At 65.9% G+C, this 22,907-nt stretch carries 25 protein-coding genes; 14 read left to right on the plus strand and 11 right to left on the minus strand.

All coding sequences use genetic code 11. The features are described 5' to 3' along the window. Positions 1-16: 16 nt before the first annotated feature. The 3 genes from HWX31_RS29165 to HWX31_RS29175 all read left to right on the plus strand — a co-directional run bounded on the left by HWX31_RS29165 (position 17) and on the right by HWX31_RS29175 (position 1,904). Positions 17-922, plus strand: a complete 906-nt coding sequence (locus HWX31_RS29165) for a metal-dependent hydrolase (protein ID WP_174961065.1) — start codon at positions 17-19, stop codon at positions 920-922. Positions 923-992: 70 nt separating this feature from the next. Then, a complete protein-coding gene (locus tag HWX31_RS29170; RefSeq protein WP_174961067.1) occupies positions 993-1,280 on the plus strand; it encodes a hypothetical protein in 288 nt (95 codons plus the stop codon). A gap of 249 nt (positions 1,281-1,529) precedes the next feature. Continuing rightward, positions 1,530-1,904, plus strand: coding sequence for a DUF2917 domain-containing protein (locus HWX31_RS29175; RefSeq protein WP_059658992.1), 375 nt, complete (start codon positions 1,530-1,532; stop codon positions 1,902-1,904). A gap of 150 nt (positions 1,905-2,054) precedes the next feature. On the opposite strand, the gene HWX31_RS29180 is transcribed toward HWX31_RS29175, so the two are convergent. Then, positions 2,055-2,333 (minus strand): hypothetical protein, encoded by a 279-nt coding sequence (locus HWX31_RS29180; RefSeq protein ID WP_174961071.1) that lies wholly within the window; start codon positions 2,331-2,333, stop codon positions 2,055-2,057. A gap of 730 nt (positions 2,334-3,063) precedes the next feature. Here HWX31_RS29180 and HWX31_RS29185 point away from each other — a divergent pair. Continuing rightward, the gene (locus tag HWX31_RS29185; protein ID WP_059609636.1) at positions 3,064-4,365 is read left to right on the plus strand and encodes an NCS2 family permease; all 1,302 of its coding nucleotides are present in this window, start codon (positions 3,064-3,066) and stop codon (positions 4,363-4,365) included. Positions 4,366-4,548: 183 nt separating this feature from the next. Here the strand turns inward: HWX31_RS29185 and HWX31_RS29190 are convergent, their stop codons facing one another. Together HWX31_RS29190 and HWX31_RS29195 are read right to left on the minus strand one after the other, a co-directional pair. After that, on the minus strand, positions 4,549-4,836 hold the full coding sequence (locus HWX31_RS29190) for a DUF1488 family protein (protein ID WP_059609637.1): 288 nt from the start codon (positions 4,834-4,836) through the stop codon (positions 4,549-4,551). 243 nt (positions 4,837-5,079) lie between these two features. Beyond that, a complete protein-coding gene (locus HWX31_RS29195) occupies positions 5,080-5,271 on the minus strand; it encodes a DUF2964 family protein (protein WP_042588930.1) in 192 nt (63 codons plus the stop codon). A gap of 382 nt (positions 5,272-5,653) precedes the next feature. Here HWX31_RS29195 and HWX31_RS29200 point away from each other — a divergent pair, with 382 nt between their 5' ends. The 6 genes from HWX31_RS29200 to HWX31_RS29225 all read left to right on the plus strand — a co-directional run bounded on the left by HWX31_RS29200 (position 5,654) and on the right by HWX31_RS29225 (position 12,136). Continuing rightward, entirely contained in the window at positions 5,654-7,558 is a 1,905-nt protein-coding gene (locus HWX31_RS29200; protein ID WP_174961075.1) for a sigma-54-dependent Fis family transcriptional regulator, read from the plus strand. A gap of 78 nt (positions 7,559-7,636) precedes the next feature. Continuing rightward, positions 7,637-7,936, plus strand: coding sequence for a 2Fe-2S iron-sulfur cluster-binding protein (locus HWX31_RS29205; RefSeq protein WP_059637071.1), 300 nt, complete (start codon positions 7,637-7,639; stop codon positions 7,934-7,936). 58 nt (positions 7,937-7,994) lie between these two features. Next, on the plus strand, positions 7,995-8,489 hold the full coding sequence (locus HWX31_RS29210; protein ID WP_174961078.1) for an SRPBCC family protein: 495 nt from the start codon (positions 7,995-7,997) through the stop codon (positions 8,487-8,489). Positions 8,490-9,118: 629 nt separating this feature from the next. Next, positions 9,119-9,721: a hypothetical protein gene (locus HWX31_RS29215; protein WP_059730921.1), complete on the plus strand. Its 603-nt coding sequence runs from the start codon at positions 9,119-9,121 to the stop codon at positions 9,719-9,721. A 182-nt stretch (positions 9,722-9,903) separates the two neighbouring features. After that, entirely contained in the window at positions 9,904-11,109 is a 1,206-nt protein-coding gene (locus HWX31_RS29220) for an MFS transporter (protein ID WP_174961080.1), read from the plus strand. 109 nt (positions 11,110-11,218) lie between these two features. Then, complete coding sequence (locus HWX31_RS29225) at positions 11,219-12,136, plus strand: LysR family transcriptional regulator (RefSeq protein WP_208456093.1); 918 nt, start codon at positions 11,219-11,221, stop codon at positions 12,134-12,136. Between the two features lie 69 nt (positions 12,137-12,205). Here the strand turns inward: HWX31_RS29225 and HWX31_RS29230 are convergent, their stop codons facing one another. Further along, a complete protein-coding gene (locus tag HWX31_RS29230; RefSeq protein ID WP_174961082.1) occupies positions 12,206-12,574 on the minus strand; it encodes an antibiotic biosynthesis monooxygenase family protein in 369 nt (122 codons plus the stop codon). A 96-nt stretch (positions 12,575-12,670) separates the two neighbouring features. On the opposite strand from HWX31_RS29230, the gene HWX31_RS29235 reads away from it, so the two are divergent. Together HWX31_RS29235 and HWX31_RS29240 are read left to right on the plus strand one after the other, a co-directional pair. After that, entirely contained in the window at positions 12,671-13,144 is a 474-nt protein-coding gene (locus HWX31_RS29235; RefSeq protein WP_174961084.1) for a MarR family winged helix-turn-helix transcriptional regulator, read from the plus strand. A 19-nt stretch (positions 13,145-13,163) separates the two neighbouring features. After that, positions 13,164-14,048, plus strand: a complete 885-nt coding sequence (locus HWX31_RS29240; protein ID WP_174961086.1) for a hypothetical protein — start codon at positions 13,164-13,166, stop codon at positions 14,046-14,048. Between the two features lie 12 nt (positions 14,049-14,060). On the opposite strand, the gene HWX31_RS29245 is transcribed toward HWX31_RS29240, so the two are convergent. The 6 genes from HWX31_RS29245 to HWX31_RS29270 all read right to left on the minus strand — a co-directional run bounded on the left by HWX31_RS29245 (position 14,061) and on the right by HWX31_RS29270 (position 19,509). Further along, positions 14,061-14,351, minus strand: coding sequence for an ATP-binding cassette domain-containing protein (locus tag HWX31_RS29245; protein ID WP_244143877.1), 291 nt, complete (start codon positions 14,349-14,351; stop codon positions 14,061-14,063). A 185-nt stretch (positions 14,352-14,536) separates the two neighbouring features. Further along, a complete protein-coding gene (locus HWX31_RS29250; RefSeq protein WP_010089867.1) occupies positions 14,537-15,238 on the minus strand; it encodes an ABC transporter ATP-binding protein in 702 nt (233 codons plus the stop codon). Further along, entirely contained in the window at positions 15,238-16,011 is a 774-nt protein-coding gene (gene livG / locus HWX31_RS29255) for a high-affinity branched-chain amino acid ABC transporter ATP-binding protein LivG (protein WP_059609647.1), read from the minus strand. Before livG ends, HWX31_RS29250 begins: the two co-directional genes overlap by 1 nt. Then, positions 16,008-17,279, minus strand: a complete 1,272-nt coding sequence (locus tag HWX31_RS29260; RefSeq protein WP_174961088.1) for a high-affinity branched-chain amino acid ABC transporter permease LivM — start codon at positions 17,277-17,279, stop codon at positions 16,008-16,010. The genes livG and HWX31_RS29260 overlap by 4 nt, the downstream gene beginning before the upstream one ends. Positions 17,280-17,290: 11 nt before the next feature. Continuing rightward, the gene (gene livH / locus HWX31_RS29265; RefSeq protein WP_059609649.1) at positions 17,291-18,217 is read right to left on the minus strand and encodes a high-affinity branched-chain amino acid ABC transporter permease LivH; all 927 of its coding nucleotides are present in this window, start codon (positions 18,215-18,217) and stop codon (positions 17,291-17,293) included. A 170-nt stretch (positions 18,218-18,387) separates the two neighbouring features. Further along, positions 18,388-19,509 (minus strand): branched-chain amino acid ABC transporter substrate-binding protein, encoded by a 1,122-nt coding sequence (locus HWX31_RS29270; protein ID WP_059609868.1) that lies wholly within the window; start codon positions 19,507-19,509, stop codon positions 18,388-18,390. Between the two features lie 757 nt (positions 19,510-20,266). Here HWX31_RS29270 and HWX31_RS29275 point away from each other — a divergent pair. Next, on the plus strand, positions 20,267-20,896 hold the full coding sequence (locus HWX31_RS29275; RefSeq protein ID WP_174961090.1) for a hypothetical protein: 630 nt from the start codon (positions 20,267-20,269) through the stop codon (positions 20,894-20,896). A gap of 39 nt (positions 20,897-20,935) precedes the next feature. On the opposite strand, the gene HWX31_RS29280 is transcribed toward HWX31_RS29275, so the two are convergent. Continuing rightward, positions 20,936-21,394: a DUF6623 family protein gene (locus HWX31_RS29280; protein ID WP_174961092.1), complete on the minus strand. Its 459-nt coding sequence runs from the start codon at positions 21,392-21,394 to the stop codon at positions 20,936-20,938. 343 nt (positions 21,395-21,737) lie between these two features. On the opposite strand from HWX31_RS29280, the gene HWX31_RS29285 reads away from it, so the two are divergent. Beyond that, positions 21,738-22,646: a helix-turn-helix domain-containing protein gene (locus HWX31_RS29285; protein ID WP_174961094.1), complete on the plus strand. Its 909-nt coding sequence runs from the start codon at positions 21,738-21,740 to the stop codon at positions 22,644-22,646. Positions 22,647-22,907 lie beyond the last annotated feature (261 nt).

Below are 22,907 nucleotides of genomic sequence, written 5' to 3' on the forward strand. Positions count from 1 at the left end.
GCACCGGGAGACACACATGACCGCTACCGCCGACTACCACCAGATCAAGGCCCGCCACGTGAAGTTCGACTTCAGCGACACGCCGGTCACGTGGGTGCCGGACGATCCGGGCAGCACGCACATCATCAACACGCTGAACCTGCTGTTTCCGGAGGGCGAGCTGTGGTTCTGCCGCGTGTACAACAAGGCGTTGCCGCTCATCACCGACGCGCGGCTGCGCGACGAGGCCGAAGGCTTCCTGCGGCAGGAAGCCGTGCATTCGCGCTCGCACGGCGGCGTGCTCAAGCACTACTACGACCGCCACGGGATCGACACGAAGCCGTTCACGCAGAAGCTCAACTGGCTGTTCACGCGCGTGCTCGGCGAAGCGCCGCTCGGGCTGAAGATCGGCCATACGCGGTTCTGGCTGCGCCAGCAGCTCGCGGTGATCGCATCGCTCGAGCACTTCTTCGGCTATCTCGGCAACTGGGTGCTCAACGCGCACGGGCTCGACGAAGGCCGCGCCGATCCCACGATGGTCGACCTGCTGCGCTGGCACGGCGCCGAGGAAGTCGAGCACCGCACCGTCGCGTTCGACATCTACCGCCACCTGGGCGGCACGTATCCGGAGCGCTGCATGCACATGACGTTCGTGATCGTGCTGCTGCTCTACTACATCACGAAGGGCGCGAAGTTCATGTACCGGCGCGACCCGGGCGCGGGCCGCTATCCGGGTTTCGTGCGGTCGTGGCGGCAGGGCTCGCGGCGCGGGCACCTGCCGTCGTTCTGGAAGGTGATCGGCGCGGCGCTGCGCTATTTCAAGCCGGGCTACACGCCGCACCACGAAGGGTCGACCGAGCAGGCGCTCGCCTATCTGGCGCGCTCGCCGGCCGCGCAGGCAGCCGCGCACGGCGGCAACTGGGGGGCGACGAAGGGCGCGTGACGCGCGACGGCGCGCGCGGCCCGCGCCGAAATGCGTACAATCGCGGCTTCATTTCCCCGGAGGTGCCGCGATGGCCATGAAAAAAACCGATCTCGAAAAGAACAAGGCGCTCAAGCTGACGCACGCGATGAAGCAGTCCAGCTCCGCGCGTTTCGGCAAGGGCAGCGAAACGGCGGCGCCGCTCGACCGCCGCGCGCAGCGCAAGCTCGACCAGGAGCAAGGCCTCGTGCCGTTCGCATGCAAGCTCAACGCGGAGCTCGTCGAGCAGCTGAAGGCGCGCGCGGCGACGCATCCGGACGGCATGACCGGCCTGCTGTCCGAACTGCTCGTCAACGGGCTCGCGCAGCGCGACGCGTAACCCGCGCTTGTCTCGAAATTTCCGTTGACAACGCCGCGCCTGCACGACAAACTCGTTCGCATGCCTACGTTCAAGCTCATCGCCATCGCGATCAATCACCGAGTGAACGCCCATACGGGCGAATCACCGGGGGCGCTTGTGCGTTAGCATCCAGAGCAGCACTGCATGTCACAAGGCCTCGCCGGAAACGGATGAGGCCTTTTTGTTTTGGTGCGCGTCATCCGCCCGGCTCAACGGATGGAGATGACGATGGACCAAGCAAGCCAGCTGTTTGTTCGTCCCGATCTGCGCTGCCCCGGCGCGATCGCATTGCCGAGAGTCGTGATTCATTTCGCCGTCGCGCCGCGCAAGACGCTGACGTGGCGCGCGCCGAACGACGCCGAACTCCGGGCGCACGACGCGACGCTGTGGGTCACGCGGCTCGCGAGCGTCGACGATTACTGGATGCGCCCCGGCGACGTGCTGCGCATCCCGCGCGGCGAACGCATCTGGCTGAGCACGGACGGCGACCAGCCGGCCGAGGCGTCGATCACGACCGCGTACGTGAAGCGCGGCGAGCGGCTGCAACGCGCGCTCGCGCAGATGCGGCGCATGCTGCGCGGGCCCGGGCGAAGCCGGGAATGATGCGGCCGTCGTCACGCGCGCGGCGCGCGGGGCCGATGGATGCGGCATGAGGAAACGCAAGCACCTGCGACGCAGCGCATCGCAGGTGTGCACCGGGTGACGCGGCAGCGCCGCTGCGTGCCGCGAACGATCGCGCGCCGCGCGCGATCATCAGGTGCTGGCGGCGAGACGCGGGCCCGTGCCGCGCGGACTGGATTCGATTTCGGGCCGTTGCGTCGGCTGCGCGCTCACCCAAGGTTCGATGCCCTGCCTCTGCACCTCCTCGAGAAACGACACGCGCGTACGCCAGTAATCCGCTTGTAATTTCGCATCGATGACGCGCTGCTCGGCCGTGAACAGTTCCATGCGTGCCGTGACGAGCATCGACGCAGCGGTTTTCTCCGGCGTGGGGGCGTGCCGCAACGCCCAACGGCTGATCCAGTTCAACATGCTGACCTCCGTGATAACGGATGAACCCGCATCGGGCAATCGCAATCGGCCGCCCGGCGCCCGCGTGCGCAACGGCCGCCGTGCTTTACCACCAGGGGCGCTCCACGGGCCGCCGACTCCCCGCGTCAACGGCAATCGGCCCGGTGCGCATGCACGGTTCATCTATCCTAGGAACAGTTGCCGGTTAACGCGATGGGGTCTTGCACTCTTTTACACAGAAACCACAGTCCGCATTGCAATACGCGATGACAGTTGCGCGCGGAACGGCTTCAGCGCAGCATAGCCCGATGCCCGCTCGGCGCTGGACTGACGAATCGGTTCACCCGTGCATTCGCCCTGCCACACGTGCACGCGAGGTGCACACGAGGTGCACGCGAGGCGGCGCATGCACGGTTCGCGTGCAGCATGCGCAGCTCCGTTTCATCCGCATGTCGGCGCCGCTCTCCCGCGTTTTGTCCCGTTTCTCCCCATTTCGCCGCCCTTTCCCGTCCGAACCGGTAAAATGCGCGCCTTCCCGCAGCCGGCCCCGCCGACCGACCGTACTCGGCCAGCCGCTGATCGTGCCCCGCAACTATATCGTCCGACCTATCCCGGCTATTACAATCCGCCGATAGTCACGCAATAGTGGCTGGTTACAGTACGCCGGCCGCACCCGGCTGGCTGCGCAGCTACAAGAAATCAACGTAACAAGTAACAAGCAACACGACAAACCGACCGGAGAAACGCCTACATGGAATCCATCAAGCGGTATTTCGGCTTCGCTGAAGCCGGCACCGACTTCCGCACCGAAATACTCGCGGGCGTCACCACGTTCCTGACGATGGCTTACATCATCTTCGTCAACCCCGCGATTCTCGGTGACGCCGGCATGCCGAAGGAATCCGTGTTCGTCGCGACCTGCCTCGTCGCGGCGCTCGCGTCGATCATCATGGGCCTGTACGCGAACTATCCGATCGCGTGCGCGCCCGGCATGGGCCTCAACGCTTACTTCGCGTACACGGTCGTCAAGGGAATGGGCTTCACGTGGCAGGCCGCGCTCGGCGCGGTGTTCATCTCCGGCTGCCTGTTCCTGCTCGTCACGCTGTTCCGCGTGCGCGAAGCGATCGTCAACGGCATCCCGAAATCGCTGCGCATCTCGATCACCGCCGGCATCGGCCTGTTCCTCGGCATCATCTCGCTGAAGACCTCGGGCGTGATCGTCGGCAGCCCGGCCACGCTCGTCACGCTCGGCGATCTGCACAAGCCGACCACGATCCTGTCGATCATCGGCTTCTTCACGATCGTCACGCTCGACCACCTGCGCGTGCGCGGCGCGATCCTGATCGGCATCATCGGCGTCACGATCCTGTCGTTCTTCTTCGGCGGCAACGAATTCCACGGCGTGTTCTCCGCGCCGCCGTCGATCGATGCGACGCTGTTCAAGCTCGACATCGGCGCGGCGCTGTCGACCGGCGTGATCAACGTGATCCTGGTGTTCTTCCTCGTCGAGCTGTTCGATGCGACCGGCACGCTGATGGGCGTCGCGAACCGCGCGGGCCTGCTGGTCCAGGGCAAGATGGACCGGCTCAACAAGGCGCTGCTCGCGGACAGCACCGCGATCGTCGCGGGCTCGGTGCTCGGCACGTCGTCGACCACCGCGTACATCGAGAGCGCATCCGGCGTGCAGGCCGGCGGGCGCACCGGCGTAACCGCGATCACCGTCGCGGTGCTGTTCCTCGCGTGCCTGTTCATCGCGCCGCTCGCGGGCGTCGTGCCGGGCTATGCGACCGCGCCGGCGCTGCTGTACGTGTCGTGCCTGATGCTGCGCGACATGGTCGACGTGCCGTGGGACGACGCGACCGAAGCCGTGCCGGCCGCGCTGACCGCGCTGCTGATGCCGTTCACGTACTCGATCGCGAACGGCGTCGCGTTCGGCTTCATCGCGTACGGCGGCCTCAAGCTGCTGACGGGCCAGGTGCGGCAGGTCAAGCCGATCGTGTGGATCATCGCCGCCGTGTTCCTGTTCCGCTTCTTCTATCTCGGCAGCGAATGAGCGTCGCGCGACGCGCCGCATAACGAAAAACGCCACTTTCGAGTGGCGTTTTCATTGGTGCGCGGGCATCGGGTGGACGCGAAACGGCGACGACAAACCCCCGGCGCGCCTGGGCGGCGCGCGCGGACTCGACGACCGGACCCCGCTGCGCTCAGCGGCGCCCGCTCGACACGCGCTCGGCGTTCAGCGCCAGTTCGCCTCGTAGAAGCGCACGTAGCCGCTGCGCAGCGTCACGCACTGCGCGCGCGTTTCCGACAGCAGGCGCCGGGCCGCAGCCTCGATGCGGTCGCGGTGCATGTCGAACGCGCCGACCATGTCCTCGAAACGCGGGGATGCCGCGCCGAAGTGGTCTTCCATCGCCTCTGCGGTGATGTGGCACTGGACGCGCTCGCCATTGACCAACGCCGGAAACGCAAGCATCAGTTCGCGTCCCGAATATTCGGGCGCCTCGTTCGGGAAATGGATCTGCATGGGAGCCGCCTCGACCGTCCGGTAGAAAGTGAATGACCGCGTACGTCGTCCGCTACCGGCCGGACGAAATGTTCGCGGGCTGGCCGGCAACCGCACGGCCCGCGGAGTCAGGGGCGGACAATGCATGCCGGTTGCATTCACTTTAGACGGTTTGGCGCAGGAGGCAAATTTTGCGCGCGCGGCGTTCCGCCGCGGTTTTCGTCTGGCCAATCCCGCGCCGGGCGAGCCGAAACCGGTCGAGCGTCAGTGGGGATCTTTCGGCCACACGTTGAGCGCGACCGCGGTCGTCGCGACGCCCAGCCCGATCGCCGCCGCGCCGTAGAGCAGCGCGTCCTGGATATCGAAGAGCAGGCCGTGGATCGCCACGCCGATTCCGCCCAGCATCACGAAGGTGGCGATGGCCGCCAGGATGACCCTCAGTTCCGTCCGAACCATGATGCTTCTCCCGAACGGATGCATGTCGCGACGCATGCATGCTGCAATGCGGAACAAAGCGCGGCGTGATCCAATTTCATCATTGCATGCGCCCGCTTAAAAACAAGCAGAATTTGCCCGCAGTCGCGCATCTCGCGCGGCGCTTGTATGATGGAGCGTTCCAGCGCGGACGGTCTTGCGCGGGACGTCGCGCGAGCGGGGAACGCACCCCGCCGGCGGCTGCAGATCAGCGTGAGATCGGAGCAAGTGCTGAAGCGCCAATTTGGATCGACCGCGAAGCATGGGACCCGAGCGAGCGCTGAAGCGCTAACTCGGATCGACCGCGAAGCATGGGACCCGAGTAAGCGCTAAAGCGCTAACTCGGGTCGACAGGAGACACGTCATGCCTCAATCTTCCGTGCTGCCCGCCACCACGGGCCGCATCGACCTGCTTTCGCAAGCGCACGTCCGCTCGACCGCGGTCGGCCTGCGCACGAGCGAGCTGCCCGATTTCTCACCGCTGTCGCACGTCGCGCTGCGCGAACTGATCTCGACCCACCACTCGCTCTACACGCACGCGCGCCCGGTGATGGAAAACCTGCACGCGCAGATCGCCGACACGCAAAGCCTCGTGCTGCTGACCGACCCGGACGGCGTGATCCTGCACAGCATCGGCGACGCGGACTTCATCGAGAAAGCCAACCGCGTCGCACTGTGCCCGGGCGTTTCGTGGGCCGAAGGAGCGCGCGGCACCAATGCGATCGGCACCGCGCTTGCGTCGGGCCAGGCGCTCGCGGTGCACGGCGCCGAGCATTTCCTGCATGCGAACCGCATCCTCACCTGCTCGTGCGCGCCGATCGTCGATCCGTTCGGGCGCACGCTCGGCGCGCTCGACGTGAGCGGCGACCCGCGCGGCTTCAGCTCGCACACGCTGGCGCTCGTGCGGATGTCCGCGCAACTGATCGAGAACCAGCTGTTCGCGAACCAGTGCGCGGAAGCGCTGCGCGTGCGCTTTCACGCGCACGAGGAATGCGTCGACTCGCTGTTCGCCGGGCTGGTCGCGCTCGGCCCCGACGGCGGGCTGATCGCCGCGAACCGCAGCGCGCAATTCCAGCTCGGCGCACCGCTCGACGCACTGCAGCATCAGGGTTGCGATGCGCTGTTCGGCATGTCGTTCGGCATGCTCGCGCAGCAGGCCGCCCGCGCGCCGGGCGCGACGTTCCGGCTGACGCTGGCGAGCGGCGTGCGCGTGCTCGCGCGCTGCGAATTCGCCGACGCGCAGAAAACCACCATCGCCGTCACGCCAGTCGCGCCGGCCGTCGCACGCGCTGCCGCGGCCGATCCCGACGCGATCACGTTCGCGACGCTCGACACCGGCGACGCGCGCATGGCCGCGGTGCTCGAACGGGTCGCGAAGATCCGCGGGCGCGACCTGCCGCTCCTGATCCTCGGCCAGACGGGCACCGGCAAGGAATGGCTCGCCCGCGCGCTGCACCATGCGTCGCCGCGCGCGGACGGCCCGTTCGTCGCGGTGAACTGCGCGGCGCTGCCCGATTCGCTGATCGAGGCCGAGCTGTTCGGCTACGAGGACGGCGCGTTCACCGGCGCGCGCAAGCGCGGCAGCCCCGGCAAGATCGCCCAGGCCGACGGCGGCACGCTGTTCCTCGACGAAATCGGCGACATGCCGCTCGCGCAGCAGGTGCGGCTGATGCGCGTGCTGCAGGAACGCGCGGTCATGCCGCTCGGCAGCGTGCGCGCGGTGCCGGTCGACGTGCGCGTGGTGTGCGCGACGCACCGCGACCTGCGCGCGATGATCGCGGACGGCACGTTCCGCGAGGACCTGTTCTACCGGATCAACGGGCTCGCGGTGACGCTGCCGCCGCTCGCGACGCGCACCGACCTGCCTGCGCTCGTCGAGCGGATTCTCGCGCGGCTCGCGCGCAGCGAGCCGATGCCGCGCCGGATCGCGCCCGACGTGCTCGACGCGTTCTCACGCCACCGCTGGCCCGGCAACCTGCGGCAGATGACCAACGTGCTGCGCACCGCGGGCATGCTCGCCGACGACGAAGCGGAAATCGCGCTCGCGCATTTGCCGGACGACTTCTGGCTCGATTGCGACGCGGCCCGGGAAGCACCCGAAGCACCGGAAACGCCGGCGAAACCGCAGCGTCACGCGGCGACGCTGCAGGACCACCAGACAGCCGTGATCGACGCGGCGCTCGCGCGCCACCGCGGCAACGTGTCGGCGGCCGCGCGCGAGCTCGGACTCGCGCGCAATACCGTATACCGGCATCTGCGCCGGCACTGACGGCGAACGCGGCGGACGCGCGGACGGCATCGGGTATGCTTGACGGCTTGCCGTTGCGATCCGCCGTTTTCTTCCGACATGACCGATTCCGAACGTCCTCCCCTCGTCCGCGTCGAACCGCTTGGCGTGAGCTTCGACGCGCCAGACTCGCTGACGCTGCTCGAAGCGGCCGCGTTCGCCAACGTGTCGCTGCCCCGCTCGTGCCGCAACGGGACATGCCGGACGTGTCTGTGCAGGATCGTCAGCGGCAGCGTGCGCTATACGATCGAGTGGCCCGGGCTGAGCCGCGAGGAGAAGGCCGACGGCTACACGCTGCCGTGCGTCGCGGTCGCGACGTCGGACATCGTGATCGACGTGCCGGACGCGGTCATGGTCTGACGCGCGCGGCGCGCGGTCCGTGAGCAACGGCAACGCTTCACACACCCTGGAGAGCGTCATGACCCAGCAAACCGATCGCATCGAAAAGCAGACCGTGTTGTCCGCGCCGCTGGAACGCGTATGGGAAGCCGTCAGCAACGCCGGCGAGTTCGGCAGCTGGTTCGGCGTGAGCTTCGACGGGCCGTTCGTCGCCGGCCAGCGGCTGTTTGGACGAATCACGCCGACGACCGCCGACGCGGACGTCGCGAAGGCGCAGGAGCCGTATGCCGGCACGGTATTCGAGATCGTCGTCGACCGCGTCGAGCCCCAGCGCCTGTTCTCGTTCCGCTGGCATCCGTTCGCGATCAATCCGGGCATCGATTACTCGAGCGAGCCGATGACGCTGATCACGTTCACGCTCGACGCCAGGCCGGACGGCACGCTGCTGACGATTACGGAAGCCGGGTTCGATCAGTTGTTCGCCGAGCGACGCGCGAAGGCGTACGAGATGAACGACCAGGGGTGGACTGCGCAGATGATGCTGATCGGGAAGTATCTGGCGAAGCACGCGTGAGCTTCAGCCGACATTCCTCCATTCCACATATGAAAATTTCGCGACGTGCATTGTTGCGTGCGACCCCTTCAGCATTTTCCGTGGAAATGTAAAAGGAGCGATCCGTCGATCGGCGCCCCGATCGAAATGGCGACACTACGCCGCACTCCTGATCGTGGGAACCGCGCCCGGGTCGGTCCCTTCGCCACCCCGATTTCTCGCGCGTACCCGTTATTGCATTTCGTAACAACTCGGGTTGCTTCGTCGAAGCCGCCTGCCGTAAATTTTGCGGGTCGTCCGGCGGCATCCGGCAGTTGGGCGATGTTTCATTCTGCATATCACGCATGCCGGATACCTGGATGGCCAGCCATCCGACACTGCAAGCCTGCACGTCGTGCGGACTTGATCAAGCGGTCGAGCTCGTACTGAGTATCGATTCGACTACATGCAGCCCAACAGGATTCGACGCGCCGTAGCGAGCTCGCCGAGTGCTCCTGTCATGCCGGACCGAAGCCGGCGTGACGGGGCGGGACATGGTCGAATCACGATATTTGCATCGCACTCCTACTAATATATTGAGGAGCCTCAACCCGACTTCAGATCGGTATAAATCAACTTTGCGCAACGCGCGAAAGGAAAGAGGACAGAAAATGGAATTCGTACGGATGGGAATCGTCTTTGTTCATCTCATCGCCTGCTGTGTCTCGATTGGTCTCGTGCTGACCAGTGACATTGCGATGGTCAGACGGCTTTTGGATTCTGACGCGCCTGCCGATCTTGCCCAGGTCCACCTGCCCAGTCTGCAGCGCACCATCACGTTGGCGCTGATGGTGCTTTGGGTCACCGGCATTGCGATCATCGCGTTCGATATGCGGACCCAGGGGCTCACGTATCTCCACAATCCCAAACTGCAGGCCAAGATCGGCATCGTCGCGTTGCTGACTTTCAACGGCATCGCTTTGCACTCCACGGTCCTCCCGGCACTGGAGAAAGCGGGCTCCCTGCTGAAGCTTTCCTTTGAACGACGCATGGTTGCCATTTTCCTGGGCGTGGTTTCCGCAGTCTCGTGGTTCTACGCGGCCATGCTGGGCGTCGGGCGCCCGTTGAGCTGGAAGTATTCGTTGTTCCAGATCCTCGCGGCCTACCCGGCACTGATTGCCGGCGGAATCGCCGCCATGTTGTTCATCACGGCGCTGGCGAAATCCAGGAAGGCCGTTGAACAGCCGAATACCGAAAAAGTTGCGGCCTATTGATCGCCGACACCGGCGGGATGCGTACTGCCCGCAGCAGTATGCATCCCGTGTTCGCACAAGCCGCGCTTCGCACTTGTTCGATTGTTTCCCCGCCGTCAACGCAGCGATGAATATTCACCCAAGATAAGAATCGAGACAGTGAATACGCTGTGAGGCCCTCCCGCCTCACGAGCCCGTATCCCATGTCCGACCTCGATGCCGCACCCCGCACCCTGTCCATCGCGCTGCTTGCGATTTCCGCATTCGTCATCGTCACCACCGAATTCCTGATCGTCGGCTTGCTTCCCGCGCTCGCGCGCGACCTCCGCATTTCGATCTCCACCGCCGGGCAACTCGTCACGCTGTTCGCGTTCACGGTGATGCTGTTCGGCCCGTTCCTGACCGCAGCCTTGTCGCACGTCGAGCGCAAGCGCCTGTTCATCGCGATCATGTTCGTCTTCGCTGCCGCCAACACGCTCGCGGCGCTGGCGCCGAATCCGTGGGTGCTCGCGATCGCCCGCTTCATCCCGGCGTTGCTGCTGCCCGTGTTCTGGGGCACCGCGAGCGAAACGGCGAGCCGGCTGGCCGCCCCCGGGCAGGCCGGCCGCGCGGTCTCGCAGGTCTATCTCGGGATCGCCGCGGCCACGCTGTTCGGCATCCCGCTCGGCACCGTCGCGGCCAATGCGATCGGCTGGCGCGGCGCGTTCGCCGGACTCGCGATGCTGTCGCTCCTGATGACCGCGCTCCTCGCCGCCTTCATGCCCGCCCGCCCGCGCCCGGAAAGCCTGCGCATCGCGGCGCAGCTGAGCATCCTCGGCGACCGGCATGTGATCGCGAACGTCGCGTTGTCGGTCGTCGTGTTCACCGCGATGTTCACGGCCTACACCTATCTCGCCGATCTGCTGGAACGCGTCGCGCACGTGCCGCCCGCGCAGGTCGGCTGGTGGCTGATGGGCTTCGGCGCGGTCGGACTCGCGGGCAACTGGCTCGGCGGACGCTACGTCGATCGCCATCCGGCCGGCGCAACCGCCGCGTTCGTGCTGCTGCTCGGCATCGGCATGGCGGCAAGCGTGCCGCTCGCGTCTTCGACGCGCGGGCTGGTCGCGGCGCTGGCCGTCTGGGGCATCGCCTATACGGCGCTCTACCCGGTGTGCCAGGTGCGCGTGATGAAAGCCGCGTCGCATGCGCAGGCGCTGGCCGGCACGCTGAACGTGTCCGCGGCCAATGCGGGCATCGGCCTCGGCGCGATCGTCGGCGGCTACACGATCGAGCGCAGCGCGCTCGCCAACATCGGCTACGTCGCCGCGGCGGTCGCGCTGCTCGCCGCGTTGATCGCGCTCGCGATCGGCCGCCGCCGGCCGGCACGCTTCGACGCCGGCCTCGGCGCGCCGGGCGCCGCCGGGCATTAGCGAGAACGCCGCGCCCCACCCGGCCGTGACCACGGACAAACGGCATGCTCGCCAGGCGACGGGATTTGCATGGAGAATTGAGCCCTCGCCCACCCTATCGCCCGTGCTGATGTCGACAGAACGTCTCAAAGGTATCGAAGTCTTCGTCGCCCTTGCCGAAGCCGGCAGCTTCACGGCCGCGGCGGAACGGCTCCATCTCACGACCTCGGCCGTCAGCAAGACCATCGCACGGCTGGAAGCGCGGCTCGGCGCCCGGCTCTTCGAGCGCACGACGCGCCGCCTTGCGCTCACCAGCGCGGGCGAGGCGTTCCATCGCACCTGCACCCGCGTCCTGACGGACCTCGAAGCGGCCGAAATCGACCTCGCCGCCGAGCATGTCGAACCGGCCGGCCGCCTGCGTGTCGACGTGCCGGTGACGTTCGGCCACCTGCACGTGCTGCCGCTGCTGCTCGATTTCGCCGAGCGTCATCCGCGCCTGAAGCTGCACGCGTCGTTCACCGACCGCTTCGTCGATCCGGTCGAGGAAGGCATCGACGTCGCGGTGCGGATCGGCAGCGTCGAGTTCCTTTCCGGCCTGCTCGCGCATCGGACCATCGGCCGGGAGCACGTGATCTTCTGTGCGGCGCCGCGCTATCTGCAGCAGCGTCCGGCGATTCGCGAGGTGGCGGATCTCGAACGCCACGATTGCGTGACCTACGGCCGCGCGGACGGCAGCGTGAGTCCGTGGGTGGTGGCCCGGCCGAACGGGCAGATCGAACGCCGAACGATGAACGGCCGGATCGTCGTCGGCAGCGGCGAAGCGCAGGTCCAGGCGGTGAAGGCCGGTTACGGGGTCGCGCAGCTCGCGACCTGGATGATCCGCGACGCGCTGCGCAGCGGCGAGCTGGTCGACGTGCTGCCTGCATGCGCGACGGCGGGATTGCCCGTCAACCTGATCTGGGCGCGTCACCGCGAACGCTTGCCGAAGGTGGGCGCGACGCTGGAGTTCCTGGATCACGCGTTGCGCGCCGTCTGCGCGGAAGGCTGAAGCGCGCGAACGGCCTGCTGTTCGTCGGGCCGGGAATCCGGCTGCTCGCAGCCCGGCAGGCCTGAGCACTCACGCGACGCAGATTCCCTCCACCGCCACCTTCCGGAACAGGTGCGGCGACGCGACCGCCGACGCCGGATACGCGGACAGCTTCGCCCGGAACGCCGGATCCGTGAACGCCGCGCGAAAGTGCGCGGTGGACTCCCACACCGCGTAGTTCAGATACGTCGGACGCTCGCCGACCGCGCGATGCAGCTGCGTCGAGATGAAACCCGGCTGCCGCTTCATGAACGCGGCATCGTCCTGCCAGACCCGCAGGAACGCCTGTTCATCCTCCGGTTCCAGCGTGAAGACGTTCACGAGGACGACCGGCGCGACCTCCTCGGCGAGCTGGCGGTCGATCGGAAACGCGGGATCGAGCGGGCGAAACTGTGGCATGATCGGCTCCATCAATTTGGTTGCATGATGTCAATTCGATATGGCACAGGTATAGATTATTGACACCATGATGTCAATTTGGATTGATGGTGACAGATGAAGAAGACGAAACGAACGCCGGCGGGCGAGATCCTGACCGGTTTCATTCTCGATTTCTTCCGGCTCAACAGCCGGATGCTGGCTTCCGGCGACCGGCTGGTCGCCGGGCTCGGGCTGACGAGCGCGCGCTGGCAGATTCTCGGCGCGATCGCCGGCGCCGGGCAGCCGCAGCCGGTTGCGTGGATCGCGCGCGATCTCGGCGCGAACCGTCAGAACGTGCAGCGCATCGTCAACGATCTCGAAGCGGAAGGACTGGTGCGCTTCGAAGTGAACCCGTATCATCGGCGTGCGCAACTCGTCGTGCTGACCGACAGCGGCAAGCAGGCGTTCGACGCGGCGATGGGCCTGCAGGCCGCGTGGGTGAACCGCCTGTCGGACGGGTTGTCGACGGACGATCTCGAGGCAACGCGGCGCGTCATCGCCGGACTGCGCAGGAATCTTGACGAGGCCGACGGCGGCGAATCCGCCTAGCACCCTGGCGACGCAACGCATGTCGGCGGCGCTGCACGGCGCGCCCCCCTTCCATGACGGCATATCGATACTCGACATGTACCGCATTCTTTCCACGCTTTCCGACCCATGCGCGTGCATCGCGTCCGAAGATGTCCTCGGTCACGTACAGCGCGGCGACCGCTTCAATGCATGGGCGATCGACGGCGCTTCGTTCCTGACGGACCATCCGTTCACCACGTTCGACGATCGCTCCGATGCGCATTGGTTCGCGGCGGAACTCTCCGCGTTCCTCGCCCGCGAGCTGAGCGAACGGGAATTCGACGCCGCCCGTCTTCGCCCGGTGCTGGAGGATTTGCGGCAACGCTATCTGGCGTTGTCCCCGGATACGCCGCTGTGGGCGTATCCGGCCGCGGCATGCACGATCGTCGAGCTGCAACGCTCCGGCGACCAGGTCGTCGCGGACATTCACCAGTACGCGGACTGCTTCGCATTGTTCGGCGCGGGCCGCACTGACGAGCCGGCGCCCGCGGTCGACGACTTCCGGTCGACCGCGTCGCGGATTCAATGGCGGCCGCGTTCGGGATTCTCCGGTGAACAACTGGCGCGTCAGCACGAGCGCCGCATCGAGCAACAGCACAACCGGAACACGACCGCGCTGACGCTCAATCCCGACAGCGCAGCGAACGGCATTCACGTGCGGCAGACCTTCGCCGCGCCATGCCAGCTGCTGCTGGGGACCGACGGCGTATCGCGTGCTTGGGAATACTACGGTCTGGTCGATCAGGGCGACGTCATCGACTTCGTGTCGCGCAACGGCCTTCCGGCGTTGTTTGCGCGGCTGCGACACCACGAGGAAAACTACGTCAATCCCGAGATGAAATCGCGGGACGATGCGGCGGCGTTGCACGTTCTCTGCGTTTGACGCGCATCCGGCTTACGACAGCGGAACGAATTCGCGGACCGTGCCGTCCTCGAGGCGATAGGCCCGGTCGGCGACCTTCAGCAGCGAGTGATGGTGCGTAATGACGACCAGCGTCGGCACGCGTTGTCGGAGGCGGGCGAAAATCCGCGCTTCGCGGGCGCCGTCGAGCGATGACGTCGGCTCGTCGAGAATCACGACGGACGGGCGCCTTGCGAGCGCGCCCCCCAATGCGATGCGCTGGCGCTCGCCCCCCCCGGCTGCGCCTGCCCTGGATGCCGAGCGGTTTGCGCCGTACAGCGTCACCGTGCCGTGCGCCGGCTTCGCGAGACCGGAAGATCCAGCAGGCCGAAGCCGTCGCGCCATGCGATGTGCTTGCGGCGCAAGTCGACGAGCCACTCGAATGCAGCCGATTTGACTACGATCGAAGCCAAATCAGCTACAAATTTCCTGCAAACCGCCGGCCCGTTGCAAGCCGGCGGCCTCCTTCATCACCCGCCCAGATAAGCCTGCTTGATCCGGTCGTTCGCGAGCAGGTTCGCCCCGGTATCCGCGAGCACGACCCGCCCCGTCTCCAGCACGTACCCGCGATCGGCAACGTGCAGCGCCTTGTTCGCGTTCTGCTCGACGAGGAACACCGTCACGCCCTCGTCGCGGATCATCCGGATGATGTCGAAGATCTGCGCGATCACGAGCGGCGCGAGGCCGAGCGTCGGCTCGTCGAGCAGCAGCAGGCGCGGCTTGCTCATCAGCGCGCGGCCGATCGCGAGCATCTGCTGCTCGCCGCCCGACATCGTGCCCGCGCGCTGCGACGAACGCTCCTTCAGCCGCGGAAACAGCCGATACACGTGCTCGACGCCCGCGTCGATCTCGTCGCGGCTCGCGAAGAAGCCACCCATCTTCAGGTTCTCGAGCACCGTGAGGCTCGGGAACACGCGCCGCCCTTCCGGCGAGATCGCCATCCCCTGCCGCATGATCTGGTGCGTCGACATCCCGGTGATGTCCTTGCCCTCGAACAGCACGCGGCCCGACGACGCGCGCGGCGTGCCGCACACCGTCATCATCAGCGTCGTCTTGCCGGCGCCGTTGCTGCCGATCAGCGTAACGATCTCGCCCTTGTTCACTTCGATCGACACGCCCGCGAGCGCCTCGACCGCGCCGTAGTGCGTATGGACCTGTTCCAGCTTCAGCATCACTCTTCCCCCAGATACGCCTTGATCACGCGCGGATCGTTGCGGACCGCCTCCGGCGTGCCGATCACGATCGGCCGGCCGTGCTCCATCACGAGGATGCGGTCCGACACGCCCATCACGAGGCTCATGTCGTGCTCGATCAGCAGCACCGCGACGCCGAACTCGCGGCGCAGCCGGTCGATCAGGTGCTGCAGCTCGATCTTCTCCTGCGGATTGAGGCCGGCCGCGGGCTCGTCGAGCATCAGCAGGCGCGGCTCGGTGATCATGCAGCGCGCGATCTCGAGGCGGCGCTGGTGGCCGTACGACAGCGTGCCCGCCGGCCGGTTGGCGACCGACGTCAGGTTCATCCGCTCGAGCCACACGGCCGCGCGTTCGAGCGCTTCCTTCTCCGCGCGCCGGTAGGCCGGCGTCGCGAACAGGCCATGCAGCAGCCCCGACTTCACCTTGCGGTGCTGCGCGACGAGCAGGTTCTCGACGACCGTCAGCGACTTGAACAGGCGGATGTTCTGGAACGTCCGCACGAGGCCCTTCAGTGCGATCTGGTGGCTCGCGAGCCCGGCGATCCGGTGCCCGTCGAGCACGACCTCGCCCCCGGTCGGCTTGTAGAACCCGCCGACGCAGTTGAACACGGTGGTCTTGCCCGCGCCGTTCGGCCCGATGATCGCGAACACCTCGTCGCGGCGCACGTCGAAATCGATGCCGTCGACGGCGAGCAGCCCGCCGAAGCGCATCTGCAGCCCGGCGACCTTCAACAGTTCTGCATTCGCGCTCATTGCGGCAGCTCCACGTGGGGACGGCTCGCGGGCAACAGGCCCTGCGGACGCCACATCATCATCAACACCATCACCAGGCCGAAGATCAGCATCCGGTACTCGGCAAAGCCGCGCGCGACTTCCGGCAGCACGGTCAGCAGGATCGCCGCGAGGATCACGCCGAGCTGCGAGCCCATCCCGCCGAGCACGACGATCGCGAGAATCAGCGCCGACTCGATGAAGGTGAACGATTCCGGGTTCACGAGACCCTGGCGCGCCGCGAAGAACGCGCCGCCGATGCCCGCGAACGCCGCGCCGAGCGTGAACGCCGACAGCTTGATGCGCGTCGGGTTCAGGCCCAGCGAACGGCATGCGATCTCGTCGTCGCGCAGCGCTTCCCACGCACGGCCCATCGGCATGCGGATCAGGCGGCTCGTCACGAACAGCGTGAAGCCGACCAGCAGCAGCGCGAGCAGGTACAGGAAGATCACCATGTGCTCGCCGCTGTACTCGAGGCCGATCAGCTCGTGGAAGGTCTTCGCGCCTTCGACGCTCGCCGAGCGGGCCATCTCGATGCCGAACACGGTCGGCTTCGGAATGCCCGAGATGCCGTCCGGGCCGCCGGTGAGGCTCGTCAGGTTGTTCGCGAGCAGGCGGATGATCTCGCCGAAGCCGAGCGTGACGATCGCGAGATAGTCGCCGCGCAGCCGCAGCACCGGGAAGCCGAGCAGGAAGCCGAAGGTCGCCGACGCGATCGCGGCGAGCGGCAGGCACTCCCAGAACGTGAGCCCGAAGTACTGGTTGAGCATCGCGTAGGTATAGCCGCCGACCGCGTAGAAGCCGACGTAGCCGAGGTCGAGCAGGCCCGCGAAGCCGACCACGATGTTCAGCCCCAGGCCGAGGATCACGTAGATCAGCGCGAGCGTCGCAACGTCGACCGCGCCGCGCGACCCGAAGAACGGCCACACGAGGCCGACTGCGAGCAGCGCCCAGACGATCGCCCGCTGCTGCTGCGCGCCCATCGCGGGCAGTGCCGGCAGCGTCACCGCGGCTTTCGCGCGTGTGAGCCACGGCTTGAACAGCTGGAACAGGAACACGGCTGCGACCGCGATCCACACAGGGCGCCAGTGCGGCTCGAGCACGACCTGGTAGCCGTCGAGCTTCAGTTGCAGGCCGAGCACGGGCACCGTGAGAATCGCCGTCAGCAGCGCGGCGGCCACGGCGTTCTTCAGCGTGTCGCCGAACGATGCGCCGGCAGCCGGCCGGCGGACGGAAATGACTTGACTCATCTGCGCCTCCCTCAAACCTTTTCGATGTCCGACTTGCCGAGCAGGCCGGTCGGGCGGAAGAGCAGGATCAGCACGAGCAGGCCGAACGCGACGACGTCCTTGTACTCGGCCGGCATGTAGCCCGCCGCGAAGGTTTCGGCGAGGCCGAGCAGCACGCCGCCGAGCATCGCGCCCGGAATGCTGCCGATGCCGCCGAGCACCGCGGCGGTGAACGCCTTGATGCCCGCGACGAAGCCGATGTACGGGTTCAGCTTGCCGATCGTCAGGCCGATCAGCACGCCGCCGACGGCCGCGAGCATCGCGCCGAGCACGAACGTGAACGAGATCACGCGGTTCGTGTCGATGCCGAGCAGGTTCGCCATCTTCATGTCCTCGGCGCACGCGCGGCACGCACGGCCCATCCGCGAGTGCGAGATGAACAGCGTGAGCGCGATCATCAGCGCGATCGTCACGCAGACGATCAGGAGGCGTGCATACGGCACCGTGACGTCGAAGTCGCCGCCGAGGTGGATCTCGAACGCGCCGGAGATCAGCACGGGCACGGACACGTCGCGCGCGCCCTGGCCGATCTGCACGTAGTTCTGCAGGAAGATCGACATGCCGATCGCGGAGATCAGCGGCACGAGGCGCGGGCCGCCGCGCAGCGGCCGGTACGCGACGCGCTCGACCGCGAAGCCGTACAGCCCGGTGACGAGCACCGACACGATCAGCGCCGCGCCGAGCACGAGCGGCAGCGGATAGCCGGCGGACACGCCGATCGCCGTGAGGGTCACGAGGCCCACGTATGCGCCGATCATGTAGATCTCGCCGTGGGCGAAGTTGATCATGCCGATGATGCCGTAGACCATCGAGTAGCCGATGGCGATCAACGCATAGATCGCGCCCAGCGTCAGGCCGTTGACCAGCTGCTGGGCGAATTGCGGAAAGAAATCAGTCATGTGCGGGAAGCTCCCGGTAGCGCCGCGCCGGGCGCCGCCGCCGGATCGCGGCGGGGCTGCGGGCAACGCACGGTGTCGTCACGAGCCGCCCGATGGCCGCTCGCGCGGCCGAATACGCACCCGCCCCGCTCGGGTTTCGAGCAGGGCGGGTGCGCGGGCGGGTACTCCGTTTAGTTGGCGGCGACCGTCTTGGTCGCGTCCTTGTGCCACGTGTAGACGACGAACTTGAACGCCTTCAGGTCACCCTGCGCGTCGTACGCGACCTTGCCGATCGGCGTGTCGAACGTCGTCTTGTGCAGGTATGCGGCAACCTTCGTCGGGTCGGTCGACTTCGCGCCGGCGATCCCGTCGGCGATGATCTTCACCGCCGCGTATGCCGGCATCTGGAACGGACCGTTCGCATCGCGCTTCTTGTCGGCGAACGCCTTCACGAGCGATGCGTTGGCCGGGTCGGCCGTGAAATCGGCCGGCAGCGTGACGAGCATGCCTTCCGACGACGGGCCGGCGATCGCCGTCACGTCCTTGTTGCCGACGCCCTCAGGCCCCATGAAGGTGGCCTTCACGCCCTGCTCGCGCGCCTGGCGCATCAGCAGGCCCATTTCCGGGTGGTAGCCGCCGAAGTAGACGAAGTCGACGCCTTGCGACTTCAGCTTCGTGATGATCGCCGAGTAGTCCGAATCGCCGGCGTTGACGCCTTCGAACAGCACGACCGGAATCTTCGCGGCTTCGAGGTCCTTCTTCACCGACGACGCGATGCCCTGGCCGTACGACTGCTTGTCGTGCAGCACCGCGACCTTCTTCGGCTTCACGTGCGTGATGATGTACTTCGCCGCCGCCGGGCCTTGCTGGTCGTCGCGGCCGATCGTGCGGAAGATGAAGTGGCGCTTCTTGCCTTCGGTCAGCTGCGGCGCGGTGGCCGACGGCGTGACCATCACGATGCCTTCGTTCTCGTAGATGTCGGACGCGGGAATCGTCGAACCCGAGCACACGTGGCCGATCACGTACTTGATCTTCTGGCTGACGATCTTGTTCGCGACCGCGACGGCCTGCTTCGGCTCGCACGCGTCGTCCATCATTACCACTTCGAACTTGTTGCCGCCCGCGCCGCCCGCCGCGTTGATCTGCTCGATCGCGGTCAGTGCGCCGGCCTTCACCATGTCGCCGTATTGGGCGACCGAGCCGCTCATCGGCCCGGCGATGGCGATCTTCACGGTTTCCGCTTGCGCGGCGGCGGCACCGGCGGCGAACAGCACGGCGGCGACGGAGATGGACGTAAGACGGGACAGCGTCATTAGGAGCTCCTCGATGTTGTTAGTCATACGGGCAAAGGCGGCATGACTTGCGCAATCGAACAGCACCCGGGGCGAGGACATGGGACACGCCCGAGACACATGAAGACGGACCTGCGGTGGAATGATGCGTAGCGGGGCCCGGCTCTTGCAGTCCCCGAGGGGACGTCTGGTTCGGAAAGACATCGTGATGCGTCTTGCATTGCGCAAGCGTTTCGCCTGCCCCGCTTGCCAAAGCGCTCGCCGGATGGATGGTCCGACAGCCGTTGGCAAGGCAGTCGAAATTATATGGGCGTTTTTCTTTCATCTGTCAAAAATGCCGACCAACCAAGGGAAAACACGTAGGCGGAATCGGGGCGCGGTAGCGACGGCGGAGCAACCGTATTTAAAAGGGCACGCTTGCGTCAGGTGCAATCCGGTTGCGACGGCACACGGGATTTCGCCGTTCCGTGAGGCGGGACAAGGCGTTCGGGAATCCGGGGTATTCGACCGCGAGGGGGACGTGATTTAAAGGGAGATATCAGGCGGATAGGACAACCGAACGGCAGGCATGTGACGCATCGTTTCCGGGAATCGGGGCCGGACTGGCAGCCATACAATTTCCAGGCAGGTGGCGCTGCTTAGAAAGTTGTTTGTTATTTTTATGAAATAATGCGCACCCGTTTCCGCAGTCCAGCCAGCCCCCGCCGCGATGCGCGCCTGCCGCCAGCCAGCGATCTGCCCGTTTCTTTCAACGCATGTCGCCTGTCTTGCATCGCCCATGAATCACGCCTTTCGCTTCGTTCCCGCCGCCGCGCTCGCCGGTGCGCTTTTCGCCATGACTGCCTGCGCGTGGAGCCAGGGCATCCCCAACCGGGACGTGACCGGCACAAACGTGTTCCGTGCCGAGCGGCGCGCGACGAACGGCGTGCGCATCCCGCGCGATGCGCATGCCGGGCGCTACACCGCGTCCACGACGCGCGGCCCGTTCGAGACGAACGATACCCGCGAGCTTCGGATGTCCGGCGGCCGCCTCGTGCGCCGCGCGCAGGACAAGCGCGCCGGCGATTCGCACTGGCCCGCGAACCGCGTCACACCCGGCGCGGATGGTCTCGGCCGCCGCTTGCCGGAATATGAACGGCGCACGCTCAATTGGGATGAATATCTGAAGGCCAACGGGACGCCGTACGGCACAAGTCCGCGCGCGACGCAGATGTTTCCGCCGTCGAACCCGCGCATGCCGATGCATCCGTACGGCCGCGCGCACGGGCTGCCCGGCGTGCCGAATCCGTACGACCCGTCGGTGCCGCAGCCCGAGACGCGCGCGTTCTATAACAACGGCGCCGGCACGCGTTGCATCGCGACGGGCGGTGCGGGGACGTCGCGATCGTCGTGCGATCTCCGGTGGTGACGACTCGCGCGGCGCACGTTCTGCGACGGCCGGTCCTGCTCAGACGAAAAAGTCGCCGCCGGCAGACGAGACGATCAATCGCGCGTCAGGGATCGGCGAGTCGATGCCGATGTCGGCCACAAAGAAAAACGATACGCCCATCCCCCATACGACGGTGTGCGGCGCTGATAGATCGAACGTATTCGCAGTATCGAGTTCAGTCCGGTGCTCGCCCGTCAGCAGCAGGTTGTTGAATTCCTGCACCTTGCCCGAGCCGTCGTAGATATGGACATTGCGGATGCTGCCGGAGGTGGCCGCGAACATGAGAAACAGGCGCTGCACCTTCGAGCGCACATCGCCGATGATAACGGGCGTGGCTAGCGGAATGTGAAACCAGCTGTTTTGGCCGGGCTTTATCGCCATGTCTGCGCCCCAGCCGAAATGCCCGACGCGGTCAAGGCTGCCCGGGTTCTCAACTGTCAGCGCGTTGCCGTGAATCCAACTCGCATGAAGAGCCATGTCGTGTCACCCCTTTTTATGTTCATTTAATTGAGATAAACAGTAGTGGCTACGCGCAGCCAATTCAGTCAGCATTTTCCCGAATCAAGAATTCAATATTTCAGGCATTATTTTTGCCTAAATGTTTTATCGCCACCCAAAAACAATTACGCAATTTGAAATTATCTATTTAATATCATCGCCAAACGCCATATTAAAACTCGAGAGCCCGGAAAGACGATACGCGCCAGTTAGTACGGTCCACTTTGCCGCTGCGACGACACCTGCCGAGGCAGGCCATGCTTCCTGGAGCACCGAGCCGGCAAGGTAAAATCCGCTCGGTCATTGCAGCCAAGAGCTCCATATGTCAGAGAAAATGACGGACGCGGCGTCCGGCGACTTCATTCCAGCAGACGTCAGGCAGACGGTCGTCAGTCAGGTCTTGCCGCAAGCGCAAATTGGCGTCAGTCGTCTGCGCTCGTTCCGCCGGAACATGGGGCTGACCGCGCCATACCAACTGGAAGACGCCGATCTGGTCGTGCTGCAATTGCGGCCGTTTGGCGAGCAGCAGCTATGGGTCGACGGGCGGCCCGCTCCGTTCGTTCCGTATGACGCCGGCACCGTGACCGTGCACGATCTCGACAGGAACTGGGTGGCTGACCTCCAGGGCAGCTTCGATTGTCTGCACTTCCACCTGCCACGTCAGACGCTCGAGGAAGTCGCCGACGAAATAGGAGGCAGACGCAAGCCGCGACTCTTCCTGCCGCCGCACCTGAGCGTCCGCGATCCCGTCATTCATGGTCTGGGCCAGGCGTTACTTCCTGCGCTGGCAGAGCCCGAACGTGCATCACAGCTTTTCATCGATCATGTCGTCCTTGCCTTCCAGGCGCATATGGCACATCAGTACGGCGGGGCGATGGCCGACAGGCGGCGCGTCACTGGCCGTCTGGCAGCCTGGCAGGAACTGCGCGCGAAGGAATTCCTCATTCAGCACCTGGATAGCAACGTGTCTGTTGCCGACGTGGCGCGGGAATGCGGGCTGTCCCGCAATTACTTTCTTCGCGCTTTCAGGGAGACGACAGGACTGCCGCCTCATCGCTGGCTGCTCAACCAACGAGTCGAGCGTGCCAAAGTACTTTTGCTGAACAAAGCGCTTCCGCTTGGCACCGTAGCGCAACTGTGCGGTTTTGCGGATCAGAGCCATCTCACGCGGACTTTCAGCAAAGTGACGGGTGTCAGTCCGGGCCGCTGGCGCCTTGAAACTGGCCGATGAACTGCGCCCCGCTGCGAACGATGTCGACGTGCGGCCAGCACAGGCCAGCGGCGTCACGGCAACGGTGACGATCAGGCAATTTCATACAAAGATGAGACCTTTCTTCAAGACCGCCGCCCTGGGCGTACCTACAATCGCGTCGAGCTTCGAGCCTGCGGTCGGTAGCCTTTTCGGGAGTTCGACGCGGCCCGGAAGCCCGAGCTACATGGGCGCGCCCAGCTAGCCCGCCGTTGCTCGGCTCCGGTCCATCGTCAAGGACTG

It is taken from the genome of Burkholderia ubonensis, assembly GCF_902833085.1.
In the GTDB taxonomy this organism is placed as follows: Bacteria; Pseudomonadota; Gammaproteobacteria; order Burkholderiales; family Burkholderiaceae; genus Burkholderia; species Burkholderia ubonensis.